The sequence below is a fragment of the Acetobacterium fimetarium genome, assembly GCF_014284475.1.
GTDB lineage: Bacteria > Bacillota > Clostridia > Eubacteriales > Eubacteriaceae > Acetobacterium > Acetobacterium fimetarium.
The window spans coordinates 1-3,466 of sequence record NZ_WJBC01000052.1; the positions used below are offsets into that span (position 1 = coordinate 1).

The following is a 3,466-nucleotide window of genomic DNA, read 5'->3' on the forward strand; positions in this document are numbered from 1 at the left end:
CAAAAGAAGAGCTTGGCGAATGTTAGCGCATTTAGCCAATTCAAAACCTAGACTCTTTTATCATTGGGAGAAGGGTATTAAACCAACGATTGGATAACAAGAGCCGTATGACGCGAGAGTGTCACGTCAGACTGTCTAACAAATAGATAAAAATAAGATTTTCAGGTCAAGTAATGCCCTCCACAGTTAGTATTTGCTAGAAAAACCTGTCGACCGCCTGTATAATTCGATAAATACCCTTTATTTTTATGCCAAACTTTTAAATTTTAGTATCAAGTCTGGAATTGAAAACATGCTAAGCAGACGCTTAAGATTATAAGCGATAAACATGGATGTGGATTCAGCATTAACTGAATCCAATCCCCTTCTCAGGAAATAAGTGTATCCCAATGTTCGTTTAATGGTTCCAAATGGATGCTCCACGATGCTACGCCTTTGTTTGTAGATCTCATTATTCAGTAGGGTGTTCTCTGCAACTTTATCCAGTATCTCTTCGTATTCCCATCTTTGAACACTTCTTCCAGTAACAGACGTTGTGCAGGCTGATCTTTTGGGACAATTCTTACAATCAGCACATTTATATCGTTTATATTTCATCCCGTTTTTTGAGGTGTTTTCGAAAAAATATAATTTTTTTCCTTCTGGGCACTGATAAATATCCTGATCAGTATCATAGAGAAATTTGTCTTTTCGATATTCATTGTTTTTTTTTTTATTATTTGCTTTTGAACGTTTTATAAATATCGTCAGTTTATTATCTACACATTGCTTTATTTCTGTAGCATTATAATAGCCGGTATCCGCGACAACCATCATTTTTCTTTTCTTTAAAAGACTTTTCGTTTTCAGAGCCATATTTGATAATTGATTTTCGTCATTAATATCATTGACTGTTTCCGCATCGATGACAAAATGATTTTTGCTATCCACAGTTGTCTGGACATTATAACAAATATCCAGTCGTCCGTTATTTTTCATCCTCCGAGAATCCTTATCAGTCAATGATTGTTGTTCCAAACCTTTTTCAGTAAGCTCTGCCTGTTGCTTTTTATAGTTTTCTTTTAGTGTACGATAATCTTCCAGTTTAACTTTCAGTTCTTTTAAATTTCTATCACTTTTATTTTCGGATTTTTCTATTTCTGAAATATATGAGATAATTTGTTGATCTGCATATTCAATTTTTTTATCCAGGGTGCTTTTGGTTACACAACGATTTTTACTGTTTTGGGCGCGAAGTTTTGTGCCGTCGATTGCAATGATGTTTATTGTAAAATAAAAATGTAGATCATAAAAACAGCGATGAGCAGGAGCAAGGTACACCAGACAGTAAGCACATTAAAATCCTTTTAAAAAACAAGAACTTTATCGTCATGAATTTGTCCGCGTTCATCAACAATTATATGATGATCTCTGTTTTTTACGCGGTTCCCATTTACTTAACCATGGTTACCGGTGAAACAGGAATGTGGAAGGTATTTGTTCCGGCTATTGCCATTGCCATCATGGTGATGAAACTGGCGGTCCGATGGACCCAAAGGGGCTTTAATAAACAGATTTTGATGGGATCTTTTTTGATTTCGGCTTTAAGCCTGATTTTATATTTTGAAAAGTCATCCTATCTATTTCTGCTGTTTGGAACAACCTTATTTATGTGCGGTTATCTTGTTATTTCAACCATCGTGGCAACCAACGTAAACAATATTGCGAAGGACAGTTATCGTGGTACGGCCAATGGTATTTTCAATTCTTTTCAATATATTGGAAGCTTTGCGGGGGCCGCTGTGACGGGGGCACTGTGGGGCGTTTCCGAATCGTGGACATGGTTTGTGACAATGGGAATTGGAATTGCCGGGTTTTTGATTATTGCATTAAATCAATCACCGCAAGAAGTCTTGCATGAAGAGAAAAATGTGCAATGAACGAGCAAAAATGAGATATCGTCACGCACTTGTGCAAAGCATTTTTTCAGATTGGGCAGGAGATTTAATAATCGTCTTGTTAATATTTAAAATGAATTTTTTAAGAGGCAGAGAATCAATGGGAAATATCAGTATTTTGGCAATTGTTGGCTCATTAAGGAAGGAGTCTTATAATCTTCAGCTTGCAAAAGAGGCGGAAAAATATTTGAAAAACAAAGTAAATATCGAAATTATCGATTTTAGCGAGGTTCCTCTTTTAAGTTAGGATATCGAATTTCCGGCACCGGCAAAGTAAAAAAAAACAGAGAAAAAATCACAACAAAAGATCTCAGAAACCGTTAATGGTTTCTGAGATCTTTTGTTGTGCGCCCGGCATGGGCGCAATCTAACGGGTGAAAGTCCCGAGCACGGGTAGGTAGTGCCAAGTGCATAGCTCAAGGCAAGGGTGTCCCCGGCGACGGGGAATCTGAAGGAAGCCGGCGGCAAACTTCCGGTCTGACGAACAGAAATCACATCAGGCATCATCAACTGGGTAAGGTTGCAAGACAAACTGAAGCCCCAAAACTACTCGGAAGGTGATGGTGTAAATGTGGCAGATGGATGGAAGGAAAGATTGCGTTCTTACCCGGGGAGATCTCACGGACGTGTGGAGACAGAGTATGAAGCACGGTTGAAATAAGATTTATCGTGAGAAGTCAGCCGAAGCCATAGTACCGAGACATTCTAGTTGTCGAGGGAAGGGCTGAACCAGAGGAGGTGAAGATCAATGAAGATTACTGAAGGTGAAAAAATAAAACACAGAAAACTTCAGAATGAAGGCGAGCTGCAGAAGATATCTGCGGAACAGAAAACATATGCAGACGTGTGTGCGTCACCAAAGATAACTGAAACCGAAATCACCAACACAGACGAGCAGACGAATGGACTGCTGGAGAAAATTCTAACTCGAGATAATCTGAACCTAGCCTATAAGCAGGTGAAGAAAAACAAGGGTGCAGGTGGAATTGACGGGATGCAGGTGGATGAACTTCTACCCTTGTAAGATACATATAGGGTAAGTGATCAAAACTTAACCCGAATGTTCTTTGATAATTTTAAACTTATTGTTCGGATCAATCAGCGACACCAGGATTTGATTTCTTTAAACATCATGCTATAATCGCTTTGTCAGAGAGATAGATGTGCGTTCTCCCTGGATCCCTTTCTTACTAAAGGACTTATCCGTGAATTAGCGTGTCACTCCACAAGGACGATTCGATGTTTAGCTGGTTGGGTCACCCTCGGGTGTTACCCGTTTCAAATGCAAGGTTGTCTGGCGTTCTTCTTTCGTGGATGCTCTGATTGATTCAAACAGAAAGGTTGTGTTATTGTGTCTGAATTCTTAAATGATTTTATTGTTGGCATTGACGTTTCCTCAGAATTTTCTGTGGTCGCCATGCTGGAGCCTAATGGCTCACTGATTCGCAAGCCCTTTCGGATTGATCACAATCCGGCCGGTTTTAACAAGCTGCTCGGCATTCTCAAAAAAGAAGAAGAGCGGCTGAAAC

The 3,466-nt window shown here is 39.2% G+C and carries 4 protein-coding genes and 2 pseudogenes; 5 read left to right on the forward strand and 1 reads right to left on the reverse strand.

All coding sequences use genetic code 11. The annotated features are described in order from the left end of the window. Positions 1-246: 246 nt before the first annotated feature. Positions 247-1,320, reverse strand: coding sequence for a transposase (locus GH808_RS14860; protein ID WP_186843569.1), 1,074 nt, complete (start codon positions 1,318-1,320; stop codon positions 247-249). 20 nt (positions 1,321-1,340) lie between these two features. Here GH808_RS14860 and GH808_RS15790 point away from each other — a divergent pair. From GH808_RS15790 to GH808_RS14880, 5 genes and pseudogenes are all read left to right on the forward strand, one after another. After that, positions 1,341-1,457, forward strand: a pseudogene (locus tag GH808_RS15790) (MFS transporter); the annotation flags it as partial. Positions 1,458-1,463: 6 nt separating this feature from the next. Beyond that, positions 1,464-1,919: an MFS transporter gene (locus tag GH808_RS14865; RefSeq protein WP_338000877.1), complete on the forward strand. Its 456-nt coding sequence runs from the start codon at positions 1,464-1,466 to the stop codon at positions 1,917-1,919. Further along, complete coding sequence (locus GH808_RS15230; RefSeq protein WP_207722361.1) at positions 1,897-2,184, forward strand: NAD(P)H-dependent oxidoreductase; 288 nt, start codon at positions 1,897-1,899, stop codon at positions 2,182-2,184. The genes GH808_RS14865 and GH808_RS15230 overlap by 23 nt, the downstream gene beginning before the upstream one ends. Before the next feature lie 501 nt (positions 2,185-2,685). Further along, positions 2,686-2,961: a hypothetical protein gene (locus GH808_RS14875; RefSeq protein WP_186843570.1), complete on the forward strand. Its 276-nt coding sequence runs from the start codon at positions 2,686-2,688 to the stop codon at positions 2,959-2,961. 327 nt (positions 2,962-3,288) lie between these two features. After that, positions 3,289-3,466: pseudogene (locus tag GH808_RS14880) on the forward strand (IS110 family transposase); the annotation flags it as partial.